General features: G+C 62.6%; 19 protein-coding genes. 12 read left to right on the top strand and 7 right to left on the bottom strand.

The window, feature by feature from the left end; genetic code table 11:
• Positions 1-40 precede the first annotated feature (40 nt).
• Positions 41-1,468, top strand: coding sequence for a coniferyl aldehyde dehydrogenase (locus tag ACD578_RS04630; protein WP_404291290.1), 1,428 nt, complete (start codon positions 41-43; stop codon positions 1,466-1,468).
• Between the two features lie 50 nt (positions 1,469-1,518).
• On the opposite strand, the gene ACD578_RS04635 is transcribed toward ACD578_RS04630, so the two are convergent.
• Complete coding sequence (locus tag ACD578_RS04635; RefSeq protein WP_404291292.1) at positions 1,519-3,627, bottom strand: sensor histidine kinase; 2,109 nt, start codon at positions 3,625-3,627, stop codon at positions 1,519-1,521.
• A gap of 245 nt (positions 3,628-3,872) precedes the next feature.
• On the opposite strand from ACD578_RS04635, the gene ACD578_RS04640 reads away from it, so the two are divergent.
• Together ACD578_RS04640 and ACD578_RS04645 are read left to right on the top strand one after the other, a co-directional pair.
• Positions 3,873-5,684, top strand: coding sequence for an ABC-F family ATP-binding cassette domain-containing protein (locus ACD578_RS04640; RefSeq protein WP_404291294.1), 1,812 nt, complete (start codon positions 3,873-3,875; stop codon positions 5,682-5,684).
• 636 nt (positions 5,685-6,320) lie between these two features.
• Positions 6,321-7,286: a DUF6454 family protein gene (locus ACD578_RS04645; protein ID WP_404291296.1), complete on the top strand. Its 966-nt coding sequence runs from the start codon at positions 6,321-6,323 to the stop codon at positions 7,284-7,286.
• A 537-nt stretch (positions 7,287-7,823) separates the two neighbouring features.
• On the opposite strand, the gene ACD578_RS04650 is transcribed toward ACD578_RS04645, so the two are convergent.
• Positions 7,824-8,039, bottom strand: a complete 216-nt coding sequence (locus tag ACD578_RS04650; protein ID WP_152710437.1) for a dodecin — start codon at positions 8,037-8,039, stop codon at positions 7,824-7,826.
• Positions 8,040-8,237: 198 nt separating this feature from the next.
• On the opposite strand from ACD578_RS04650, the gene ACD578_RS04655 reads away from it, so the two are divergent.
• Positions 8,238-8,768: a DUF4142 domain-containing protein gene (locus tag ACD578_RS04655; RefSeq protein WP_152710436.1), complete on the top strand. Its 531-nt coding sequence runs from the start codon at positions 8,238-8,240 to the stop codon at positions 8,766-8,768.
• 78 nt (positions 8,769-8,846) lie between these two features.
• On the opposite strand, the gene ACD578_RS04660 is transcribed toward ACD578_RS04655, so the two are convergent.
• Complete coding sequence (locus tag ACD578_RS04660) at positions 8,847-9,866, bottom strand: fumarylacetoacetate hydrolase family protein (protein ID WP_404291299.1); 1,020 nt, start codon at positions 9,864-9,866, stop codon at positions 8,847-8,849.
• Between the two features lie 73 nt (positions 9,867-9,939).
• Here ACD578_RS04660 and ACD578_RS04665 point away from each other — a divergent pair, with 73 nt between their 5' ends.
• The 5 genes from ACD578_RS04665 (at position 9,940) to ACD578_RS04685 (ending at position 15,314) form a co-directional block, all read left to right on the top strand.
• Positions 9,940-11,028, top strand: a complete 1,089-nt coding sequence (locus ACD578_RS04665) for a TRAP transporter substrate-binding protein (RefSeq protein WP_404293699.1) — start codon at positions 9,940-9,942, stop codon at positions 11,026-11,028.
• A gap of 201 nt (positions 11,029-11,229) precedes the next feature.
• On the top strand, positions 11,230-11,733 hold the full coding sequence (locus ACD578_RS04670; protein ID WP_404291301.1) for a MarR family winged helix-turn-helix transcriptional regulator: 504 nt from the start codon (positions 11,230-11,232) through the stop codon (positions 11,731-11,733).
• A complete protein-coding gene (gene maiA, locus ACD578_RS04675; RefSeq protein ID WP_404291303.1) occupies positions 11,730-12,356 on the top strand; it encodes a maleylacetoacetate isomerase in 627 nt (208 codons plus the stop codon). Before ACD578_RS04670 ends, maiA begins: the two co-directional genes overlap by 4 nt.
• 88 nt (positions 12,357-12,444) lie before the next feature.
• On the top strand, positions 12,445-13,560 hold the full coding sequence (gene hppD, locus ACD578_RS04680; protein WP_404291307.1) for a 4-hydroxyphenylpyruvate dioxygenase: 1,116 nt from the start codon (positions 12,445-12,447) through the stop codon (positions 13,558-13,560).
• A gap of 500 nt (positions 13,561-14,060) precedes the next feature.
• Entirely contained in the window at positions 14,061-15,314 is a 1,254-nt protein-coding gene (locus ACD578_RS04685) for a porin (RefSeq protein WP_404291309.1), read from the top strand.
• A gap of 225 nt (positions 15,315-15,539) precedes the next feature.
• Here the strand turns inward: ACD578_RS04685 and ACD578_RS04690 are convergent, their stop codons facing one another.
• Positions 15,540-16,421 (bottom strand): alpha/beta fold hydrolase, encoded by an 882-nt coding sequence (locus ACD578_RS04690; protein WP_404291311.1) that lies wholly within the window; start codon positions 16,419-16,421, stop codon positions 15,540-15,542.
• A 46-nt stretch (positions 16,422-16,467) separates the two neighbouring features.
• A complete protein-coding gene (locus ACD578_RS04695) occupies positions 16,468-18,510 on the bottom strand; it encodes a transglycosylase SLT domain-containing protein (RefSeq protein ID WP_404291313.1) in 2,043 nt (680 codons plus the stop codon).
• Positions 18,511-18,702: 192 nt separating this feature from the next.
• Here ACD578_RS04695 and dapA point away from each other — a divergent pair, with 192 nt between their 5' ends.
• Genes dapA through ACD578_RS04710 form a run of 3 tightly spaced genes read left to right on the top strand, consistent with a single transcriptional unit; the run spans position 18,703 to position 20,648 of the window.
• On the top strand, positions 18,703-19,587 hold the full coding sequence (gene dapA / locus ACD578_RS04700; protein ID WP_404291315.1) for a 4-hydroxy-tetrahydrodipicolinate synthase: 885 nt from the start codon (positions 18,703-18,705) through the stop codon (positions 19,585-19,587).
• A gap of 6 nt (positions 19,588-19,593) precedes the next feature.
• Entirely contained in the window at positions 19,594-20,067 is a 474-nt protein-coding gene (smpB, locus tag ACD578_RS04705; RefSeq protein WP_404291317.1) for an SsrA-binding protein SmpB, read from the top strand.
• A gap of 50 nt (positions 20,068-20,117) precedes the next feature.
• On the top strand, positions 20,118-20,648 hold the full coding sequence (locus ACD578_RS04710; RefSeq protein WP_152710426.1) for a glycine cleavage system protein R: 531 nt from the start codon (positions 20,118-20,120) through the stop codon (positions 20,646-20,648).
• Positions 20,649-20,704: 56 nt separating this feature from the next.
• Here ACD578_RS04710 and ACD578_RS04715 read toward each other — a convergent pair whose 3' ends face one another.
• Both ACD578_RS04715 and pyrE read right to left on the bottom strand, forming a co-directional pair.
• A complete protein-coding gene (locus ACD578_RS04715; protein WP_152710425.1) occupies positions 20,705-21,352 on the bottom strand; it encodes an NYN domain-containing protein in 648 nt (215 codons plus the stop codon).
• 242 nt (positions 21,353-21,594) lie between these two features.
• Positions 21,595-22,179, bottom strand: coding sequence for an orotate phosphoribosyltransferase (gene pyrE, locus ACD578_RS04720; RefSeq protein ID WP_404291320.1), 585 nt, complete (start codon positions 22,177-22,179; stop codon positions 21,595-21,597).
• Positions 22,180-22,227: the final 48 nt, after the last annotated feature.

The raw sequence follows: 22,227 nt of genomic DNA on the forward strand, positions 1-22,227 counted from the left end.
CCGCCATATCATGACGTTCATCAAGCGGAGACCCGACCCCGTGCACGATGCCGTTCCCAATCCGGTGAGAGACCGGCTGCAGGCCTGCCTGAACGCGCAGCGCGCCGCCTCGGCCGAGCACGGGCCTCTCTCGCCCGAGCGGCGGGCCGAGTGTCTCGATGGACTGGCGAACGCCCTCATCCGTCATGCGGACGATATCGCGACCGCCATCGCGGCGGATTTCGGGCATCGCTCCGTGCACGAGACGAAGCTCGCCGACGTCTATTCCGTCGTTGCGGCCTTGCGCCATGCCCGCAAGCATTTCCGCACATGGATGAAGCCGCGGCGACGGCCGATCGAATGGATGTTCCAGCCCGGAACGGGGCGCATTCTCTATCAGCCCCTCGGCGTCGTCGGAGTCATCAGCCCGTGGAATTACCCGGTCCAGCTGACGCTCTCGCCGCTCGCCGGAGCATTGGCGGCAGGCAACCGGGTCATGATCAAGCCGTCCGAAATCACGCCGCGCACATCCGCCTTGTTGGAACAGGTCATCGGCGAGGTGTTCGATCCGGCCGAGGTCGCGGTGGTGCAGGGCGGGCCGGATGTGGCGAAGGCTTTCTCAAGGTTGACGTTCGATCACCTGTTCTTCACCGGCTCCACGTCGGTCGGGCGTCAGGTCATGCAGGCGGCGGCCGACCATCTGGTGCCTGTGACGCTGGAGCTCGGAGGAAAGTCTCCCGCGCTCCTGATGGCGGACTATCCCATCGAAAAGGCGGCGGAGCGCATTGCCGTGGGCAAGCTGTTCAATGCCGGGCAGACCTGCATCGCGCCCGATTACGTGCTGGTGCCGCGTGACAGGAAAGAGGCTTTCATTGCGGCTTTTCGAGATGCCGTGGCACGGCTTTATCCGACGCTTGCAGTCAATCCCGATTACACCGCCATCATCAACGAGCGGCATTATGAGCGCCTTCACCATCTCGTGGCGGATGCCCGGTCCTGTGGCGCCTGCCTGCACGAGATCAATCCAGGCCATGAAACGTTCGATCCGGCGCAACGAAAGATCGCTCCCGTCATTGTGACCGACGTGCCGGATCATGCGCTCGTCATGAGCGAGGAAATCTTCGGTCCGGTGCTGCCCGTGGTGGTCTATGACGATGTCGATGAGGCCTGCCGCTTCATCGCCGCGCGGCCGCATCCGCTGGCGCTCTATCCGTTCAGCCACGATCGGAAGACGATCGATCGCGTTCTCGAGCGCACCCGGTCGGGCGGCGTCGCCGTCAGCGATACGCTCCTCCATTGCGTGCAGGAGGAATTGCCCTTCGGTGGCGTGGGAGCGAGCGGCATGGGAGCCTATCATGGCGAGGCAGGCTTTAGAACCTTCAGCCATGCGAGGTCCGTTTTCCACCAGGCCCGTCTCAACGGAGCCGGCATGACGAGGCCGCCCTATGGCAGCCGCATGAACCGTCTCCTGTCTATGCTGCTGCGCTAGCGCATCGTGCGGAACAGCGGTCCCGGTTTTCCACTCTGAGGATGCGTACCTTACGAAGGAAGTACCGGATTGATCTCGAACGTGGAATCGACTTTCGAATCCGATGCTTTGGACGCCTGGGCGAGCGGCACCGAAATGTCGTAGGAGACACCGCCTTCCGCAAAGTTGAGCACCATGTAGCCGCCCAGCTCTCCCTCGATGCTGCGGCGGATCAGGCGCGAGCCGAAGCCCTGGCGTTTCGGCGGCGCGACGGGCGGCCCGCCGCTCTCCGTCCAGTGGATGCGCAGCTGATCCGGACGATCCTCGTTCTCGACAACGGTCCAGTTCATGTCGAGATGCCCCGCATTGGTCGAGAGCGCCCCGTACTTGGCGGCATTCGTCACCAGTTCGTGCAGCACGAGGCCGAGGTTGATGGCGTAGCGCGCCGGCAGCCTGACATTCGGCCCGTCGAGAACGACCCGCTCGTCGCCCTGCTTGCGATAAGGCGCTAGTTCCTGCTCGGCGACGTCGCGCAGTTCCGCCTCGCGCCAGGACTTCCGGGTCAGCAGGTTGTGCGTTTTCGAGAGGGCGAGCAGGCGGCCCTCGAAGGCTTCCTTGAACTGCGCCGAGGTCTCCGTCGTGCGCAGGGTCTGGGACGCGATGGACTGCACGGTGGTCAAGGTGTTCTTCACCCGGTGGTTCAGCTCGTCGAGGAAGAAGCGCTGCTGCTCTTCGGCGTGCTTCTGTTCGGTGATGTCCTGGAAGATGCCGATGAAATAGACCGGCCGTTTCTGAATATCGAAGAAGACGCGTCCCCTGGAGTTGATCCATCGAAGATCGCCGTTCGGGAGCCGGATCCGATACTCGTCCTGGTAGTCGCCCTGGTTCTTGACGGAATCGTGCCATTTCCGAACGACCCGATCCAAGTCCTCGGGATGGAGGATGTCCAGCCAATGCTGGTGATCCATGACCTCGCTGGCATGCGGAAACCCGAGCATGGCGGTCGCCTGGGTGGACCAGCCGCCGACACCCTTGTTGGGGTCGTACCACCAGGTCCCCATATGGCCTGCTTCCAGGGCGAGGCGCGCGCGCTCCTCGCTGGCCTGCAACGCGTGCTGCCGCTCGGCCACGTCGTCCATCAGATCGTTGAACGCCCGCCCCAGGATGCCGAATTCCCCGGACTTTCCCGGAAGGTCGATGCGCGCCTGGTAATCGCCCTGGCGCCAGGCCCGGATGCCGTCCGTGACGATCTCGAAGGGCTTGGTGATGAAGGCGCGGCTGAGCAGGGCGGAGAGGGAAAGGGCGAGGATGAGTGCGGCCGCGATGAGCATGAAGCCGCGTCTCGCCGCCTGGTTGATCGACGCGAAGGCAGCCCTCGTGGAGAGGCCCACGTTGACGTAGATGTCACGCGGCGGAACCGCGAGCGGGATGTAGCCGACGATACGCTTGAGGCCGTCGGCGCTGATGGTTTCGGCGGTCCCGATGGTCTTTGCGCTGGCTTGCGCCAAATATTCCTGAGGGAGCAGCTTTCCGAGCATGCGCTCCGGATGAGGATGCTGCACGATCATGATGCCTCTTCGGTCGGCGACCGTCACCGAGCCGTTCTCCGGCACGGTGCGCTCCTTCACCTTTTGGTTGAGCCATGCCAGATCCAGGGCCGCCGCCAGGACGCCGACCACGTCGCCTCTGTCGTTCCAGATCGGCAGCGCGAGAGGCAGCACGGGCTGGGGAGCAAGCCCGCCCTCCTCGAAGACGGGGGTGTAATCCCCGACGACGAAGCCCAGCCTGCTCAGGGCTTCGTGAAAATAGGCGCGGTCGGCGAAATAGTGCTGCGTATCGATGGTCCCGAGCGGGCGGCAGCGGATATGCCCGCTGATGTCCATCGCCACGAAGGAGAGAATATAGGGAACCTTTTCCTGAATGGCCTTCAGATAGGGGCTGCACGCAGCCGTGTCGAAGGCGCGGATGGAGGGGGTCTCGTCCACGGCGAGCAGCAGGCTGTGGATGCCGTCGAAGACCCTCTCGAGCTCCGCGCCCACCAGCTGCGCCTGCCTGATGGCGAGGTCATTCACCTCAGCCTCCCGGGCACGGCGCAATGAGACTTCCGTGTAGGTCCAGATGACGATCGCCGGCAGAACCGAGATCAAAGCAAGAAGAAGCAGACGCCTCGTCAGTGTCATTCAAACGCTCAGCTTAACATCGGAAGGGGATCACAAACTTCGATGACCGTCCACCCTTCTCACGCATCGTGCGGAAAAAGAGGCCCGGTTATTCGCTGACGCGGCCCTTCGGGTCACGCCGAACGATGCGCCAGCTGAAAGTGAGCATCGGATCGATCCCAAACGTGCCATCCACTTCGGGTCCGATGCTTTAACGGAGGCGGGCGGTCTTGCATCTGCGACTGAGAGGTGTCAGGTGAGCGGGAATGGCGCTTCCTCCTCTTCTTCTCCTTCAAGATATCGCGCTCACCTTCGGCGGCACGCCGTTGGTCGAGAGTGCCGAGCTTTCCGTCTCCCCGGGCGAGCGGGCCTGCCTTGTCGGCCGCAACGGCTCGGGCAAGTCCACCCTGCTTAAAATCGCCGCAGGGCTCATCGAGGCGGACCGTGGCAAGCGCTTCGTGCAGCCGGGAGCAACCGTGCGCTATCTGGCGCAGGAGCCGGATCTCTCCGCCTATCCCACGACGCTCGCCTATGTGGAGGCGGGGCTTGGACCGGGCGACGACCACTACCGGGCGCGCTATCTGCTGGAGCAGCTGGGTCTGACCGGAGACGAGAAGTCCGCCGACCTTTCCGGCGGCGAGGCCCGCCGCGCGGCGCTTGCCCACGTGCTGGCGCCTCAGCCCGACATCCTGCTGCTCGACGAACCGACGAACCATCTCGACCTGCCGGTGATCGAGTGGCTCGAAGGCGAGCTGAAGAGCCTCCGCTCGGCGATGGTGCTCATCAGCCACGATCGCCGTTTCCTGGAGAGCCTCTCCCAGGCCACGATCTGGCTCGACCGGGGCAGGACGCGCCGCATGGATCGGGGCTTTGCCCATTTCGAGGAGTGGCGTGATCAGGTCCTGGAGCAGGAGGAGGCCGAGCACCACAAGCTCGGGCGCAAGCTCGTGGCCGAAGCGGACTGGCTGCGCTACGGAGTGACGGCACGGCGCAAGCGCAACGTACGGCGCCTCGGCAACCTCCACGCCATGCGCCAGCAATACCGCGAGCGCACGCGCGCCGTTGGCACGGTCAATGTGAGTTTGGCCGAGGCGGAGCAGTCCGGCACTCTCGTGGTCGAGGCGGAGGGCATCTCGAAGACCTACGGCGACCGCGCCATCGTGTCGAACCTTTCCTTACGCGTCCTGCGCGGCGACCGCCTCGGCATCATCGGTCCGAACGGCGCCGGCAAGACGACCCTCATCAATATGCTCACCGGTGTCCTGGATCCGGACGGGGGTCGGGTTCGCCTCGGCTCCAACCTGCAGATGGTCACCCTCGACCAGCGCCGCGCCAGCCTCGACCCCGACGCCACCGTGGTCGAGACCCTGACCGGCGGGCGCGGCGATACGGTCACCATCGGCGGGCAGACCAAGCACGTCATCGGCTACATGAAGGATTTCCTGTTCTCGCCCGAGCAGGCCCGCACCCCCGTGGGCGTGCTCTCGGGTGGCGAGCGCAACCGCCTCATGCTGGCCCGCGCCCTGGCCCAACCGTCCAACCTGCTCGTGCTCGACGAGCCGACCAACGATCTCGATCTGGAAACCCTCGACCTCCTCGAAGAGATGATCCAGGACTATTCCGGCACCGTGATCCTGGTCAGCCACGACCGCGACTTTCTCGACCGCACGGTGAGTTCCGTCCTGGTGTCGGAAGGCGAGGGGCGCTGGCTCGAATATGCGGGCGGTTACACGGACATGGTGGCCCAGCGCGGCCGGGGCGTTCAGGCCCGCGTCGTCGAGAAGGAATCGAAGCCGAGGAGCGCCGACAGGCCGGCTGTCTCGGCTCCGGCGCAAGGCAAGCGCAGGCTCTCCTTCAACGAGCAGCACGACCTCAAGACGCTGCCGAAGCGCATGGGCGAGATGGAAGCCAGGATCGCCAAGGTGCAGGAGATCCTCGCCGATCCCGAACTCTATTCCCGCGATCCGGCCCGCTTCCAGAAGGCCATGGATGCGCTCACGCAGCTTCAGACGGAGCTGCACGCGGCCGAGGAGCGGTGGCTGGAGCTGGAGATGCTGCGGGAGGAGTTGGAGGGGTAGGGCCGGGCAGGCCATGTACGGCGCTATGGACCTCTTCTCCGCTGTGCGTCCTTCGAGGAATGTCAGTCACCACGTGATGGCCGGCCCTGTGCCGGTCATCCGTGCTTTAAGACGCACTGCCCTCATCCTGAGGAGGTCGCGGAAGCGACCGTCTCGAAGGAGGATTCAGTGCTCTCTGGATCCTCCTTCGAGACGCAGACTGGGTCTGCTCCTCAGGATGAGGTGTGAGAGAGTTGAAAGCGAGATCATCGGCACAGGGCCGGCCATCACGTGAGAGGATGGGGAAGGCGTTCAGCCCTCATGGAGATTGCTGGCGCTATCATTCCATCTGCCGTCATCCCCGGCGGTGCGAAGGACCGGAAGGGGGATCCAATTCCACGCTCAGAGCTGATGGATTCCCTTCCCTCCAGCGGCTTTCGCCGCTTCCGGACGGGAATGACGCCGTTGCACCCCCTCCACGTCATGGCCGCGCCTGTCCCGGCCATCCCGATTGTTTGGAGCGCAGCGCCTTTCCAGCCGAGATCACCGGGACAAGGCCTGTGATGACGTGAAGAGAGAAGCTGACAAGATCCTCTGCTTCACTAAAGTGACGTCACCCGCTCGCTAGAAGCGGATCGTCACTGACGGAGGAACGCGATGGACTGCTTTTCGAGACGTTGCCTGACCACGATTCTGACGATGCTCTGCCTCGGGGTCGCGCCCGCGGCTCTCATGGCCGCGGAGCCCGACCGGGACGCCTTGGCCGAGCGTGTGACGAAACTGTCGCGCGGCACCCAGTGGAAGCCCGTTTCGGCCGTGCCGATCAATTTCCTGACCCATCACCCGCAGGGCATGGTGAAGATCGGCGATACGCTGTTCGTGTCCTCGGTCGAGATCAAGGAGCCGACCAAGCGGTTCCCGCAGCCGGTCGACGGATACGACCGCGATACGGGTGCCGGCGTCGGGCACCTGTTCAAGATCGACATGAAAGGCAACCTGATTGCCGACATCACCCTCGGCGAAGGCACGATCTATCATCCGGGCGGGATCGATTTCGACGGGAAGCATATCTGGGTTCCCGTGGCCGAGTACCGGCCGAACAGCCGCTCCATCGTCTATCGCGTCGATCCGGAGACCATGAAGGCCGAGGAGATGTTCCGCTTTCCGGATCATGTCGGCGGCGTGGTGCACAACACCGACGACAAGAGCCTGCATGGGGTGAGCTGGGGCTCGCGCCGCTTCTACCGCTGGTCTCTCGATGCGAATGGGAAGCCCACGAACGCGAGCGAAAACCCTGAGAAGCTGAGGGCGCTGAACACGTCTCATTATCTCGATTACCAGGACTGCAAATATGCCGGCAAAAGCCGGATGCTGTGCTCCGGCGTGACGGAGATGCGGATGACGCCTGAGGCCGCCCCGTTCCGCCTCGGCGGGCTCGATCTCGTCAACCTCGCCGATGGCCGCCCGATCTTCCAGACGCCGGTGCTGCTCTGGACCGCCTCAGGGTTCGACATGACCCACAATCCGGTCTGGATGGAGACGAGCGATGCGGGGATCCGCGGCTACTTCATGCCCGAGGACGACAAGTCCACGCTCTACATCTATGAGACCGAGGTGAAGTAGCGGGCGGATCGCGCTGCAAATCTCCCGTCATCACCGGGCTTGTCCCGGTGATCCCGATCATGATGAACGCTGCCCTCAAAGCAATCGAGATGGCCGGGACAAGCCCGGCCATGACGGGGAAAGGTCGTGCGGGCCTTGTGTTCAGTCTCACGTCATCACCGGCCTTGTGCCGGTGATCTCGATTGGAAAAGCGCATCGCTTCACAGGATCGGGATGGCCGGCACGAGGCCGCCATGACGTGGTCGTGTGTCACCCCCGGCGCACGAAATGCGGGAAGGGGGTCCATCGTGCCGAGGGTACGAGTGGATTCACTTCCCCTCCGATGGCTTTTGCCATCTCCGGGCGGGAATGACACCCTCTCCCGTCATTCCGGGGCGGCGTAGCCGAGCCCGGAATCCATAACCGCAACCGGTGAAGAACGATGCACAACATTTGGCACATTGTCCTGAGACGCCAGCGGTTATGGATTCCCGCCTTCGCGGGAATGACTGTGGAGTGTCCGGTGCCGCTGTTCGAGTCGAATGGGCAAACGGCGGATTACTCCCCCGCCTCCAGGGTGAACCCGGCCTTGAGCACCACCTGATAGTGGCGCACCTCGCCATCCGCGACATGGCCGCGGGTCTGGACGACCTCGAACCAGCGCAGGTTTCTCAAGCTCTGGCTCGCGCGGCGGACCGCCGTCTGGATGGCATCCTCGATGCTGGTTTCGGACGAGCCGACGAGTTCGACGATCTTGTAGACATGATCATCCATGAGGCGCTCCATTTCTCTTCGTCGAAGAGCAAAACTAGAGCGCATTGGAGAATCGCCTACCGTTCCGAGCGTCCTTGAAAGTTATGAGCCCCGCTGAAGCAAAAAACTCCGGGGCATTAGGAACTTAGGAGGATGTGCCGTCGTTGGGGAGCCGTCAGCTCGACCATACGGGGTCGGGCGGAGGAAGGACTTTCTGCGATGAACCTCAAGATATTGTTTGTTTCGAGCGCCCTGGCGCTTGGCGTTGCCGGATGCATGACCCCGATGGCCTCGGCTCCTGCACCCGTTGCGGTCACCAGCGCGGCCGAATTCGTGCCTACGGCGACGTCCTCGAACCTGTTCGAGATCGAGTCGAGCCGCCTGGCCCTGCAGCGTTCGCGCGACCCCGAGGTTCGTCGCTTCGCCCAGCAGATGATCCGTGATCACAACGCAGCCTCGCGCCGCATGACGTCGGTGGTGCGCCGCGCCGGCCTGCCGACGCCGCCCCCCGCCATGAACGCCAAGCACCAGCAGATGCTGGCGACCGTCCAAGCCGCCCCCAACTTCGATGCGGCCTATGTGAACGCCCAGCTCATGGCGCACCAGGAGGCCGTGGCCCTGTTCACGTCCTACTCGCAGAACGGCGACGTGCCGCAGCTTGCACAGTTCGCCGGCGCGACCCTGCCTGTCCTGGAAATGCATCTCGAACATGTCCAGAGCCTCAGCGGCGGCGCAGCCCGCGCCATGTAAGAGTTTCCGCTGTTCCTAAGTCAGGCCGCCGGGAGAGTTCCGGCGGCTTTTTTGGTTGAGGCCCGACCGTTCGAGGCTTCAGCCTTCCTTCTGATAGGCTTGAATTTCCTGCTCGATGGCGCCGAAGATCGAGTGGCCCGCCTTGTCCTTCATCTCGATGCGGATCGTGTCGCCGAAGCGCATGAAGGGGGTGCGCGGCTCGCCGTGGAGAAGTATCTCCACCGTGCGCAGCTCCGCGAGGCAGGAATAGCCGAGGCCGCCCTGATCGATGGGTTTGCCCGGTCCGCCGGCCTCGTCCTTGTTGGAGACCGTGCCGGAGCCGATGATCGTGCCGGCCCCGAGCGGCCGGGTCTTGGCCGCGTGGGCTATCAAGGTCGGGAAGTCGAAGGTCATGTCGACGCCCGCATCGGGCTTGCCGAAAGGCTTGCCGTTGAGGCTGGAGAGCAGGGGCAGGTGGAGCTTGCCGCCGTCCCAGGCGTCGCCCAGCTCGTCGGGCGTGACGGCCACGGGCGAGAGGGTCGAGGAAGGCTTGGCCTGGAAGAAGCCGAAGCCCTTCGCCAGCTCGGCGGGGATCAGGTTTCTCATGGAGACGTCGTTGACCAGAACGATCAGCCGGATGGCTCGGGCTGCATCCTCCCGCGTCGCGCCCATCCGGACGTCGTCGGTGATCACCGCGATTTCGGCCTCGAAGTCGATTCCGTGGGCCTCGTCGATCGCCTGGATCGGGTCGCGCGGCCCGAGGAAGGAGTCGGAGCCGCCCTGATACATGAGCGGGTCGGTCCAGAAGGAGTCCGGCATCTCGGCGCCGCGAGCCCTCCGCACCAGCTCGACGTGGTTCACATAGGCCGAGCCGTCCGCCCATTGATAGGAACGGGGCAGGGGCGAGGCGCAGTCGTGCTCGTGAAAGCGGAAGGCCGGGATCGAGCCGTGCTCCAGCTGCTCCGCGAGATCCCGCAATTGAGGCTCGACTTTTTCCCAATTGTCCAAGGCTTGCTGAAGCGTCGGAACAATGAAAAAAGCATCCGTCGCGCGGGTCAGGTCTTTCGACACGATGACGAGGCGGCCGTCACGGCCTTGGTTGAGGGAAGAGAGCTTCATTGCCACCGACCAGGTTGTTATGGTCCATTCAACTTGCAACAGAATGCTTTCCGGGGAAACGCCAATGACGACGATGAAGAGAAGAAACTTCCTGAAGGGGGCAGGGCTGGCAGTTGCGGCCGGTACGGTGGCCGCTCCGGCGATTGCCCAGAGCATGCCGGAGATCCGCTGGCGTCTGACCTCGAGCTTCCCGAAATCCCTGGACACGATCTTCGGCACCGCCCAGACCTTCGCCAAGTACATGGCGGAAGCGACCGACAACAAGTTTCAGATCCAGGTCTTCGCCCCCGGCGAGATCGTCGGGGGCCTGCAGGCCATGGACGCGGTGCAGAACGGTTCCGTGGAATGCGCCCATACCCCGCTCTATTACTACATCGGCAAGGAGCCGGCTCTGGGAATGGGCACGGGCCTGCCGTTCAGCCTCAACGCGCGTCAGCTCCATTCCTGGTGGCACTTCGCCGGCGGCAAGGAGATCATCAACGAGGTGATGGGCAAGTATAACTGCACCTCCCTCGTCTGCGGCAATTCCGGCACCCAGATGGGCGGCTTCTTCCGTAAGGAAATCAACACGGTCGACGACCTGAAGGGCCTCAAGTTCCGCATCGGCGGCCTGGGCGGGCAGGTCCTGGCCAAGCTCGGCGTCGTGCCGCAGCAGCTCGCTCCCGGCGACGTCTATCCGGCGCTGGAGCGCGGCACCCTCGACGCGGCCGAGTTCGTCGGTCCCTACGACGACGAGAAGCTCGGCTTCCTGAAAGTTGCCAAATACTATTACGCGCCCGGCTGGTGGGAGGGTGGCGCCATGCTGCACCTCGTGGTCAACCAGCAGAAGTGGAACGAGCTGCCAAAGCAGTACCAAGCCATCATGAACCAGGCGACGGAAGCGGCGAACAACTGGATGCTGGCCAAGTACGACGCGGTGAACGGCCAAGCCCTGCGCCGCATGGTCGGCGCCGGCGCGGAGCTACGCACCTTCTCTCCGGCCATCATGGAAGCCTCTCTCAAGGCTGCCAACGAGCTTTATACCGAGCTTTCGGCCAAGAACGCGGATTTCAAGAAGGCCTACGATTCCATGGTGGCCTATCGCAACGATGTTCTGCCCTGGTGGCAGCTCAACGAATACGCCTTCGACACCTTCATGATCCGCACCCGCGGGCGGGCGTAGGCCGAGAGCGGCCATGCTCCGAGGGCCTTAGGTTTCGTCAGTACTAACGGCTCGGCATAATCGCAAGATTCCAAAAACGGCGCGGTCGGATCAACCGACCGCGCCGTTTTTGTTTGATCGCACTTGACCTAAGGTCAGAAAATCTAGTTGCCCGTGCAACGAATTCTGCTATTGGTTGCCTATGCAACGATTGACGTGACGATGGCAACTGGATCTGCAGCGAAGAAGAGAGAGCCCGAGCCGCTGGTGGTTCTGGAGCAGTTTCTGCCGTACAGGCTCAATGTTCTGGCCGGACTGACGTCGAGTGCGCTCGCCCAGATCTACGCCGAGCGCTTCGGTCTCTCGATCCCGGCCTGGCGGGTCATCGTGACCCTTGGGCAATATGAGGCCCGCACGGCGCGGGACATGGCACCCGATGGCGTCATGCATAAGTCCACGGTTTCACGGGCCGTCTCAGCGCTCGAGAAGCGCGGCCTCATTGTTCGTCGCCCCAATCTCGAGGACCGCCGGGAGGAGTGGCTGGCCCTGACACCGGAAGGGCGGGCGATCTACGAGGCGGTGGCTCCTGAGGCTCTTGCCGTCGAGGAGCGTCTCCTGTCGGTCCTGACGCCTCAGGAACAGAAGGCGCTTGCCGCCTTGATCGACAAGCTCACCCAGCAGGCCCGGTCGCTGGCGCCTCAGAGTGTCGAGGAGGGTGACGCGTGAAGCTCTATACCTATTTCCGTTCGTCTGCCGCCTACAGGGTCAGGATTGCCCTCAACCTGAAGGGCGTGACGTACGAATCGGTGTCGATCAATCTGTTGAAAGGGGAGCAGCGCGAGGAGGGCTACAAGGCCGTCAATCCTCAGAAGCGCGTGCCATCCCTCGATATCGGCGCCACGACGCTGATCCAGTCTCCGGCCATCCTCGAATATCTCGACGAGGTTTATCCGGAGCCTCCCTTGCTGCCGGTCGGTGCCGTCAACCGCGCCAAGGTGCGGGCGATTGCCAGCCTGATCGCCTGCGATATCCATCCGCTCAACAATTCCGGAACGCTGGCCTATCTCAAGAACCGGCTCGGGCACGACAAGGCAGCTGCCGACGAATGGTATGCCCATTGGGTGCGGGAGGGTTTCGAGGTTATCGAGACCCTGCTCGGGCCAGGACCCTATGCTTTCGGTCCCCGGATCACGCTGGCCGACGTTTATCTCGTGCCGCAGGTCTTCAACGCTCGGCGCTTCGACGTCCCGCTCGATGCCTATCCGAAGATCGCCGCGGTGGATGCGGCTTGCGCCGCGCACAAAGCCTTTCAGGACGCCGCTCCGGCCAATCAGCCCGACGCAACCTGAAGAAGAATCGCATCCGTCACAGGGGCGAATGCGTTGTTTTCACAACCGGAGGCCTCTCGATCGGCAGAGGCACAACAGGAGGATAATCATGGGTCCGTTCCCGCACGATGCGCCGCCAGCCGCCATTTCCGAAGAGAACCCCATGGGCACCGACGGCTTCGAATTCGTGGAATTCTGCCATCCCGACCCGCAGGCTCTGGATCGTCTCTTCAAGACGATGGGCTTCAGCGCCGTCGCCAGGCACCGTTCGAAGAACGTCATTCTCTATCGCCAGGGCGATATCAATTTCATCGTCAATGCGCAGCCGGGCTCCTTTGCCGAGCGTTTCGCCAGCCAGCACGGTCCGTCGGCTCCGGCCATGGCCTTTCGGGTCGCCGATGCGAAATACGCCTATGACCGCGCGCTTTCCATGGGTGCCAGACCCGTTCAAACGCAAATCGGCCCCAATGAGCTCGAGATCCCGGCCATCGAGGGAATCGGCGGCTTGCAGATCTATTTCGTCGACCGCTATGGCGCGAAAGGCTCCATCTACGATGTCGACTTCGAATGGCTGGGCGAGCCCGACCCGAAGCCGAAGGGCGTCGGCCTCTATTACATCGATCACCTGACCCATAACGTCTATCGCGGGCGCCTGAACGAATGGGCAGGATTCTACGAGCGCCTCTTCAACTTCCGCCAGATTCGCTACTTCGACATCGAAGGCAAGCTGACGGGTCTGCACTCCCGCGCCATGACGAGCCCGGACGGCAAGATTCGCATCCCGATCAACGAGGACGCGGGCGAGACGGGGCAGATCGAGGAATATCTGCAGGAATACAAGGGCGAGGGCATCCAGCACGTGGCTCTCGGCGCGCACGATCTCTACGAATCCATCGAGACGCTCATCGAGGGCAGGCTTGAGTTCATGCCCGCCCCGAACGAGATCTATTACGGCCGTATCGACAAGCGCCTGCCCAGCCATGAGGAGCCTCTCGATCGCCTCAAGAGAAACGGAATTCTGATTGATGGCGAGGGCGTGGTCGAGGGCGGCTTCACGAAAGTGCTGCTCCAGCGCTTCGGCAAGACCGCCATCGGGCCGATCTTCTTCGAGTACATCCAGCGCAAGGGCGATGACGGATTCGGCGAGGGCAACTTCAAGGCCCTCTTCGAATCGATCGAAGAAGACCAGATTCGCCGAGGCGTGATCGGTCCGAAGGTTGCCTAAGCTCTGACAGGCCGACGATTCGAGAGAGGCCGGGCTCGCTCGGCCTTTTTCATTGGCTCTGGGAGAGCGAACTATCGAAATTGTGACGGGCGTTATTCACAGGGCCGGTTTATCGTCTGCCTCCGCAAAACTTCCATTCGAGCCACCTGAGTGGTGATCAGACAAAGTCCAAACCCTTTCCCCTTAAGGATTTGTGAACTCCAGGGTCAGAGTCTTAACGAAAAGTAAAGAACTCAGCTTTGAACGTTGCGTTTGTGCAACATGCCCCTGAAAAGCCCCGTCTCTTGCCCGTTTTGCGCCTTCATTCAGTTGCTTGCGATCCAGTCCTGGATAATGTGGCTGCAGCGACGGGGGCACCCCAGTCGTCTTCCTGGTGGGTTCGACCGAAAAGGCGGGCCGCCGGGTACTTAGGGGAAAAGGGACGTGTTTAGGGCTTCGTTGAAGCATTCGAAGCACAAAAACCCGGCCCCCCAGGGTCTCGAAACTTTGGAGGTTTAACCATGAAGCTCGCTAAGAGCCTCTTCCTCGGATCGGTCGCGGGTCTCGCGGCTGTTGCCGGAGCTCAAGCCGCCGACCTTCCCGCGAAGAAGGCCGCTGCTGTTGAATACGTTCGCGTCTGCTCCACCTACGGCGCAGGCTTCTTCTACATCCCCGGCACCGAAACCTGCCTCCGCGTCGGCGGCCGTGTTCGCGCCGAGTTCCGCTATGTCGAGCCGACCGACCGCTCGCAGGATGCCATCGGCTTCCGTACTCGTGGTCGTCTGAACATCGATGCCCGCACCGCCACCGCTTACGGTCTGCTCCGCACCTTCGTGCGCTTCGAGATGACCCGCGACACCGGCGTGTACGGCTTCAGCTCCACGACGGCCAACGTCGACCAGGCCTTCATTCAGTTCGGCGGCCTCACCGCCGGTCGTACGGTGTCGTTCTACGACAACAGCGACCTGCCCACGGGCCACTTCGGCACGCTCCGCTTCTCGGACGCTCCGACGGTGAACGTGTTCGCCTACACCTTCTCCTTCGGCAACGGCTTCTCGGCCACGATCGCGGCTGAAGAAGGCCGCTTCGCCGGTACGCAGTTCGGCGCCACCTCGGTGTTCGCCGAAGCCGGTCAGACCTATCCTGACCTCGTCGGTAACCTGAAGTACGCCGGCACCTGGGGTTCGGCTCAGCTCTCCGGTGCTCTGCACCAGCTGCGCAGCGACAACCTGGTTGAAGTTGCTCCTGGCGCCTTCGACTACCCGGACAGCGAACTCGGCTGGTCGGTCTCGCTCCAGGGCTCCGTTAACCTGCCGATGCTTGCTGCTGGTGACGCCCTCTGGCTCGCTGCCTCCTACGCTGACGGCGCTCTCGGCTACCTCGGCTTCGGTTCGAACGTCACCGTTGGTGCGCTCACCGAGTCCGTTGTCGACGCTTTCGTGACGGCTGATGGCGACATCGAGACCGGCCGCGGCTGGTCGCTTGCCGGTGGTCTGCGTCACTACTGGACCCCGACCATCCGCCAGAACGTGTTCGGTTCGTACGCTCGCGTCGAGTACGGCAACGAGGCTCCGGCTGCCTTCCCGGGCGGTCTCGGCATCGCGGCTGACTTCAACGAGTGGCGCGCTGGCACGAACGTGATCTGGTCGCCGGTGGCTGGCCTCGATCTCGGTGTTGAGGTTCTCTACGCCAACATCGACCCGCGTGGCCCGGATCCGGTCAACCTGAAGAACGACGTTTGGGAAGGCCGCCTGCGCGTTCAGCGCGACTTCTAATCGGCTTATCCTGATTGGATAGAAGAACCCCGGTGGCAACACCGGGGTTTTTCGTTTTAGCCGGTCAAACGATACAATTGGGTCGCTTACGCAGTTGAAGCGTTTGGGCGAAGGGGACTCGGGTAATCGCGACGGAAGCCGTAGATCAAGAAAGCGGAATAGGTCCCGGCTGCGAAATAGCTCCGCAAGCTTTTCCGCCTGACCCGACGGGGAAGACGCTGCCTTTCAGTCCCGGAGATCAACTCCAGCGACAAAATCTCTGACGATTGGGATGAGATCGCCTTCAAGTGAGGGGGCGTGGCCCTGCTCCGGCACCGTGATAGCCGTGAGGCGCGGATGCCGTTCCTGCATCATCTGCAAGGTCTCAGTTGTCAGCAGATCGGAGTGGCTGCCCCGGATGGCGAGGACGGGGAATGGCTTCATGGCCTCGAAGAGCGGCCACAGATCCGGCAAGGGCGTTTCGAGATCGAGACCCTCGAGCGTTTTCATCAGATTGGGATCGTAATTGAGAACGAGCCCATCTTCACTCTCATGCCAAGTGCCCCGCGCCATCTTCTCCCATTGCTCGTCCGTGTGGCCGGGAAACTGGGCTTCCGAGCGCTGCCGCAGGATGTCAGCAGCCTCATCCATGGTTCGAGGTGTGGGGAGTTTGCCGACATAGCTTCGGATCCGTCTCAGTCCGCCGGCTTCAAAGACGGGACCGACATCGTTCAGAACCGCTCCGGCGATGAGTTCGGGATGAACCGCGCTCAAGGCCATCGCAATCAAGCCTCCGCGGGAGGTGCCGATGAAGATCGCCTTTCCAATTCCAGCGGTTGCCAGAACCTGCAGGGTATCGTTCAGTTCGATCTTGATGTCGTAGTTGCGCCAGTCTTGGTCCCATCCGGAGCGCCCGCGCCCGCGATAGTCAAGGCACAGAATTCGGCGTGGTCGAGAAGGATCTTGGCTCAGTGCTTCTGCCAAGTCATGAAAATCCTCGGACGTTCTGGCAAGTCCGGGCAGGCATATGACGGGCAACGCATCGGCCCGCTGCGGGCCATAGTCGCGGGCGTAGAGCCGTAATCCGTCTGCGGCGGATACGAAAAGGTCGCGGTAGGAGCAACTCATCTCAGTCCGGTTTCAGTGAATTTTTGGCGAGCCGCATCCCGCATCATCAATTGGTGCTTGTCGCATCCGCTGTCGCTGGGACGAGCGGCGCGGACTTCTCGTTCAGGCGCTGCCGGTAGACTCTCAAGTTCTCCAGCACGCGTTGGACGTAGTTGCGCGTCTCATAGAATGGAATCCGTTCGACCCAATCGACCTCGTCCACATCGGGCTTACGAGGATCGCCATAGCTCTTGATCCACTTGATCACGTTGCCGCCGCCCGCATTGTAGGACGCGAAGGCGAGAATATAGGAGCCCTTCCAGTCCTCCATCAGCTCGCCCAGATGGGCCGAGCCGATCTTTGCATTGTAGGACGGGTCCTCGATCAACCGCTTCAGATCGAAGCCGACGCCGAATCGCTGCGCCGTTCTCTTCGCTGTGGCGGGCATGAGCTGCATGAGTCCGCGCGCTCCTGCGCTCGAGATGGCGCGCGGGTTGAAAGCACTCTCCTGCCGGGCGATGGCATAGACCATGGCAGGCTCGACCTCGTCGCCGACAGGCTGAAAATCGGGAATGGCCGCAAGCGGATAGGCATGCTGATCGAGCGGGAAGCCGCGTTGCAGGGCCATCTTGCCGATGGAGAGCACCGCGCGAGGATTCTGCTGGGACGTGGCCAGACTGGCCAGAGCATCGAGCTGTCCCGGATCGCTCAAGGATTGGGCGAGATCGGTGTATAGGCTGAGGGCGAGATCCTGCTCGCCGATCTGCTGCAGCAGCTTCACTGCCTGGACGGGAACGAGGGCATCGAATCCCTTCCGCTCCTCCTCCGAAAGCGGATCGACTTTTCGTAGCGAGATGGCCTGACCCAGCTTCGCCTGAGCCAGTTGCCCATAATAGGTCGTGGGCTGCTCGGCTGCCCGTTCATAGTAGATTCTGGCGTCCTGCCCTTGGCCGGCCGCCTCCGCCGCGCGTCCCTGCCAATAGGCGACGCGGGAGATGGAGATCGGCGTCGAGGCCGTTTTGGCGACTGTCGCGAAGTGGTTCGAGGCCGTTCCCGGATCGCTCAGGAAGCGAAGTGCAATCCACCCTGCATGAAACTCCGCCTCGATCTGCTGCACCGGCGATTCGGCGGCGTGATGGCTTGCCACCTCATAGGCCGTCTTGGGATTGCCCTTGTCGAGCAGGGCGCGGGTGATCAGGCGCTGTTCGGCCCACCATTCGTCGCCGTCGACGCGCAACTCGGGATCTCGCGGCGCCTCCATGATGATCGCAGCCGCCTCCACCAGGTTGTTGCTCCGGCGCTGGAGCAGCGCCCTGGAGAACAGATAGGAAGCGTCGCTGCGCAGGGAGGCAGGCACGGCGGCAAAGGCTTTCTCGGCCTTCTTCTTGCCCTGGAAGACAGCCATTCGCGCCTTCACGAGCAACTCATACTCCTTGCCCGCATAGCCGGCCGCGCGCTGGGCTCCCCCCCAATTCTCCTTCAGGAGAAGCCGCTCCATGCGGAAGCGATGGTCGGCTTTTGCGAGAACATCCGGAAAGCGGTCGAGGATGCGGCGCTCCGCGTCGGCGCCGAAGGTGTCCTCCCGCCAGATATGGCGGATCTTTTCGTTCGCATCCTGTGCGAGGCCTTCCGTCTGAAGAGCGAGGGCGAGGGCGATCCGCCCGGCGGGGGTTCCAGGAGGTTGCTTTGCGAAAAAGGCACGAACCTGGGAAGGAGGCCTGCGCTCGGCCAGCAGCGCATCCTCACTCCGTCTCCGAAGCTGGCTGGTGACCGGCCAGTCCGGGTAATCCTTCTGAAAGGCGAGGATGCGATCGAGGCCCATGGTGAGGCCGCTGCGGATCGCAAACCATTCGACGGTGGCATGGGCGGCGGGCTGGGTGAGCTTGGTCTTGAGGATCTGAGCCTCGGTCAGATCGTTGTCTCGATAGGCCTTGAAGATCCCCGGCAGGTGATCCAGGTCCCCCGGCACCGGCGGGGTGGGCACGAAGCTTTCCAGAGTGGTGGGTTGTGCCGGTACCGGCGTGGTGGGAGGAGTTTCAATCGCGTGGGCGGTGAGAACGGAAAATTGGACAAGCGCGACGGATGTCACAAGACATATGAGAGGACGCATGTTGAGGCTCACCCGCTAACCCCTTTGCTGCCGCCTTTTATCTCATTGTGACGACGTTTCTCTTGAGGAAACACTAAGAGCCGAGCTAGGACAACTCCCCGAACGAACGTTTGCGCGCATGCGCCGCACCTCCTATGTGTAAAACCGTTGTGGCCCAAGAGAAGGCCCGGCGCGAATTTCGAGGATAACCCCATGATGCAATTCAAAGGCTCCATCACGGCTCTGGTAACCCCCTTCAAGGATGGAGCCGTGGATGAGGCGGCGTTCCGGTCCTTCATCAACTGGCAGATCCAGGAAGGGACGAACGGCCTCGTTCCCGTGGGAACGACGGGTGAGAGCCCCACGCTGAGCCATAAGGAACACGAGCGGGTCGTCGAGATCTGCGTCGAGGAGGCGAAGGGCAGGGTACCGGTGATTGCGGGTGCCGGCTCCAACAGCACGGCGGAGGCGGTCGCGTTCTCCAAGCATGCGGAAAAGGTCGGCGCCGACGCGGTGCTGATCGTGACGCCCTATTACAACAAGCCGACGCAGGAAGGCCTCTACCAGCACTTCAAGGCCATCAACGATGCCGTCGGGATCCCGATCATCATCTACAATATCCCAGGCCGTTCGATCATCGACATGTCGGTGGAGACGATGGCGCGGCTCTATGAGCTCAAGAACATCGCCGGCGTGAAGGATGCGACCGCCAACATGGCGCGCGCGAGCCAGCAGCGGCAGGTGCTGGGGCCCGATTTCATCCAGCTCTCGGGTGAGGACGCGACCGCGCTCGGCTTCATGGCCCATGGCGGACATGGCTGCATTTCGGTCACCTCGAACGTCGCGCCCCGGCTCTGCGCGGAGATGCAGAATGCCTGCCTGAACGGCGACTACGCCTCGGCGCTGAAGGTGCAGGACCGCCTCATGCCCCTGCACACCAACCTGTTCATCGAAACCAACCCGACGCCCGTGAAATATGCCGCGTCCCTGCTCGGCCTCATGGAGGATACGGTGCGCCTGCCGCTGGTGCCCGCCTCCGCGGGCGCCAAGCAGGCCGTTCGTTCGGCCATGGTCCATGCGGGCCTGATCAACGCTTAAGAGCTCATGTCAAAAGATCCAAAGAGTGCCAACCGCGTCGTCGCCGACAACAGGAAGGCGCGGTTCAATTACGAGATCCTCGATACCTACGAGGCGGGAATCGCGCTGACCGGCACGGAAGTGAAATCCTTGCGCCAGGGGAAGGCGACCATCGGCGAGGCCTTTGCCGGTCCGTCGGGAGAGGAGTTCTTCCTCTTCAACGCCTATATTCCGGAATACCTTCAGGCGAACCGCTTCAACCACGAGACGAAGCGTCCGCGCCGTCTGCTGCTGCACAAGCGCCAGATCGACAAGCTGATCGGCGCGACCCAGCGCGAAGGGTTCACCGTGATCCCGCTCAAGATCTATTTCAACGATCGCGGGCGGGCGAAGGTGGAGCTCGGCCTCGGCCGCGGCAAGAAGCTACACGACAAGCGCGAGACGGAAAAAGAGCGCTCCTGGAATCGGGAGAAGGCGCGTCTCATGCGCGAGAAGGGCTGACGGAGCGTTCTTCCGCGCTAGATTTCTCCTCTCGGCTTGGGAGGGAAGACATGGCGTCCGTTGCTCTGGTCTCGGTTCTTGGCCCCGATCGGGTCGGTCTCGTCGCGGCGATTGCGGAGCACCTCTTTGACGTGGGCGTGAACCTGAGGGACACGACCTTTGCTGCGCTAGGCTCCGGCGCCGAATTCGTCGCGCTCTGCGAGCTTCCAGCGGATCTGACGGCCGCTGACATCGAGGCAGGCCTGAAGCTGCTTCCCGAGCTGGACGGGGCCGAGATCCGGGCCGTTCCCTATGCCTTCGACCCGAGCCCCGGTCCTGCGGGAAATATCACCCACCGCATCACCATCAGCGGCGGCGACCAGCTCGGCCTCGTGGCCCGCCTCTCGGAGGTCTTCAAGCAATACGAGGCCAATATCGTGCGCCTCGAGGCGCGCAAGCTCCCGGATAGCGAGGGAGGCCTCTACGTGACCCGGTTCGCCGTTTCTATCCCCGCCGGGCAGACGGATCTCTGCTTGGCGACTGTCAGCAATACGGCCGGATCTCTCAGCCTCAGCTGTCAGGTCGAAGAGAGTTCGCTTTAACAGCAAATGGCCGGGACATGACCGGCCATCATGCGCATTCAGCCAGAGGCTGGAACTCAGATATCGACGTCGCCGTCCTGCGGCTGCCGGATGCCGTAGCGGCTCTCGAGCGCGCCGTTGCGCGGCTGTTGCGGGCGTGAGCGCTCGCCGTTCTCGTTCCCGACGCGCTGCGGACGGTCCGAAGGGTCGCGTCCGATGCGGGACGCCAGCTGCGACAGGTCGAGGAACTCGTCGGCTTGGCGGCGCAGCTCGTCGGCCACCATCGGCGGCTGGGTCGTGACCGTGGAGGCGACGGAAACTCGAACGCCGCGGCGCTGCATGGCCTCAACCAGGGAGCGGAAATCACCATCGCCGGAGAACAGGACCATGTGGTCGATATAAGGGGAGAGCTCGAGCGCATCGATAGCGAGCTCGATGTCCATATTGCCCTTCACCTTGCGGCGACCGGCGGAATCGACGAATTCCTTGGTCGGTTTCGTCACCACCCGATAGCCATTGTAATCGAGCCAGTCGATCAGCGGACGGATGGAAGAATATTCCTGATCTTCTACAAGCGCGGTGTAATAAAAAGCCCGAACCAGAGTGCCCCGACCTTGAAACTCCTTCAGGAGCCGCTTGTAATCGATATCGAAGCCGAGGGTTTTAGTGGTCGCGTAAAGGTTGGCGCCGTCAATGAAAAGCGCAATCCGCTGCTGGGCTGACATAAGTATTCTCTGTTAGTGTCTGCCGGAGCGGCGTAACAACCTTCATTATTCAAGCGACATCTATTATTTACGCAGGCAATTAAATTGCGTGGAAAAATTATGACGCGCCTTAAACCAGGCTGCTATTAACCCTTCGGACGAGTAAAAACGACAATGACAATTACTTAATGGCGTGTAAATTCCAAGAGTCAAGTTGTCAGAACCAAGGCAGTCAAGCCTGTGTGACACAAATAAACAGTTTTTTATGATTTAAGATTGCGACTGCCCGGCTTGATGGCCGGAAGGGCGGCCAATTCCGGCGGCAACTGGCCCGGTGCATAGGCCGGAATGTCGAGCTGAACGAGGGACACCAGGGGAACGCCGAGATCGGCTTTGCCACCGGAGCGATCGATGAGGCAGGCGGCGCCGAGAATCGTGCCGGGATGCTCCCGCAGGGCCGCCAGACATTCCCGAGAGGAAAGACCGGTCGTGACGATGTCCTCCACCATGACGACGCGGGCTCCTTCCGGAATCGTGAAGCCGCGGCGCAGGACGAACACCCCGTTCTCGCGCTCGACGAAGATCGCCTTGCATCCCAAATGCCGGGCCGTCTCGTAGCCTGGAACGATGCCGCCGACAGCCGGCGAAACCACGTAATCGACGGCTCCGAATGTCTCCCTGACCTTCTCCGCCAGCGCCCGGCAGACCCGTTCGGTGCGTGCCGGATCCTGGAACACGAACATCTTCTGCAGGAAGACCGGGCTGTGCAGCCCCGACGAGAGGATGAAGTGTCCCTCCAGCAACGCGCCTGCGGAGCGGAATTCGTCGAGAGCTTCGTTCGGGGTCATGGCTTCGAGTCTCCTGCGTCGGCGCTCTTTGGCAGGCAGACCGGCGCG

Source organism: Microvirga sp. RSM25 (assembly GCF_044784385.1).
Classification (GTDB): domain Bacteria; phylum Pseudomonadota; class Alphaproteobacteria; order Rhizobiales; family Beijerinckiaceae; genus Microvirga; species Microvirga tunisiensis.

Bases quoted from the DNA above. Each gene is read 5' to 3' on its own strand.
- ACD578_RS04635 (WP_404291292.1), bottom strand. From the start codon at position 3,627: ATGACACTGACGAGGCGTCTGCTTCTTCTTGCTTTGATCTCGGTTCTG.
- ACD578_RS04640 (WP_404291294.1), top strand. From the start codon at position 3,873: ATGGCGCTTCCTCCTCTTCTTCTCCTTCAAGATATCGCGCTCACCTTC.
- ACD578_RS04645 (WP_404291296.1), top strand. From the start codon at position 6,321: ATGGACTGCTTTTCGAGACGTTGCCTGACCACGATTCTGACGATGCTC.
- ACD578_RS04650 (WP_152710437.1), bottom strand. From the start codon at position 8,039: ATGGATGATCATGTCTACAAGATCGTCGAACTCGTCGGCTCGTCCGAA.
- ACD578_RS04655 (WP_152710436.1), top strand. From the start codon at position 8,238: ATGAACCTCAAGATATTGTTTGTTTCGAGCGCCCTGGCGCTTGGCGTT.
- ACD578_RS04660 (WP_404291299.1), bottom strand. From the start codon at position 9,866: ATGAAGCTCTCTTCCCTCAACCAAGGCCGTGACGGCCGCCTCGTCATC.
- ACD578_RS04665 (WP_404293699.1), top strand. From the start codon at position 9,940: ATGAAGAGAAGAAACTTCCTGAAGGGGGCAGGGCTGGCAGTTGCGGCC.
- ACD578_RS04670 (WP_404291301.1), top strand. From the start codon at position 11,230: ATGGCAACTGGATCTGCAGCGAAGAAGAGAGAGCCCGAGCCGCTGGTG.
- hppD (WP_404291307.1), top strand. From the start codon at position 12,445: ATGGGTCCGTTCCCGCACGATGCGCCGCCAGCCGCCATTTCCGAAGAG.
- ACD578_RS04685 (WP_404291309.1), top strand. From the start codon at position 14,061: ATGAAGCTCGCTAAGAGCCTCTTCCTCGGATCGGTCGCGGGTCTCGCG.
- ACD578_RS04690 (WP_404291311.1), bottom strand. From the start codon at position 16,421: ATGAGTTGCTCCTACCGCGACCTTTTCGTATCCGCCGCAGACGGATTA.
- ACD578_RS04695 (WP_404291313.1), bottom strand. From the start codon at position 18,510: ATGCGTCCTCTCATATGTCTTGTGACATCCGTCGCGCTTGTCCAATTT.
- dapA (WP_404291315.1), top strand. From the start codon at position 18,703: ATGATGCAATTCAAAGGCTCCATCACGGCTCTGGTAACCCCCTTCAAG.
- smpB (WP_404291317.1), top strand. From the start codon at position 19,594: ATGTCAAAAGATCCAAAGAGTGCCAACCGCGTCGTCGCCGACAACAGG.
- ACD578_RS04710 (WP_152710426.1), top strand. From the start codon at position 20,118: ATGGCGTCCGTTGCTCTGGTCTCGGTTCTTGGCCCCGATCGGGTCGGT.
- ACD578_RS04715 (WP_152710425.1), bottom strand. From the start codon at position 21,352: ATGTCAGCCCAGCAGCGGATTGCGCTTTTCATTGACGGCGCCAACCTT.
- pyrE (WP_404291320.1), bottom strand. From the start codon at position 22,179: ATGACCCCGAACGAAGCTCTCGACGAATTCCGCTCCGCAGGCGCGTTG.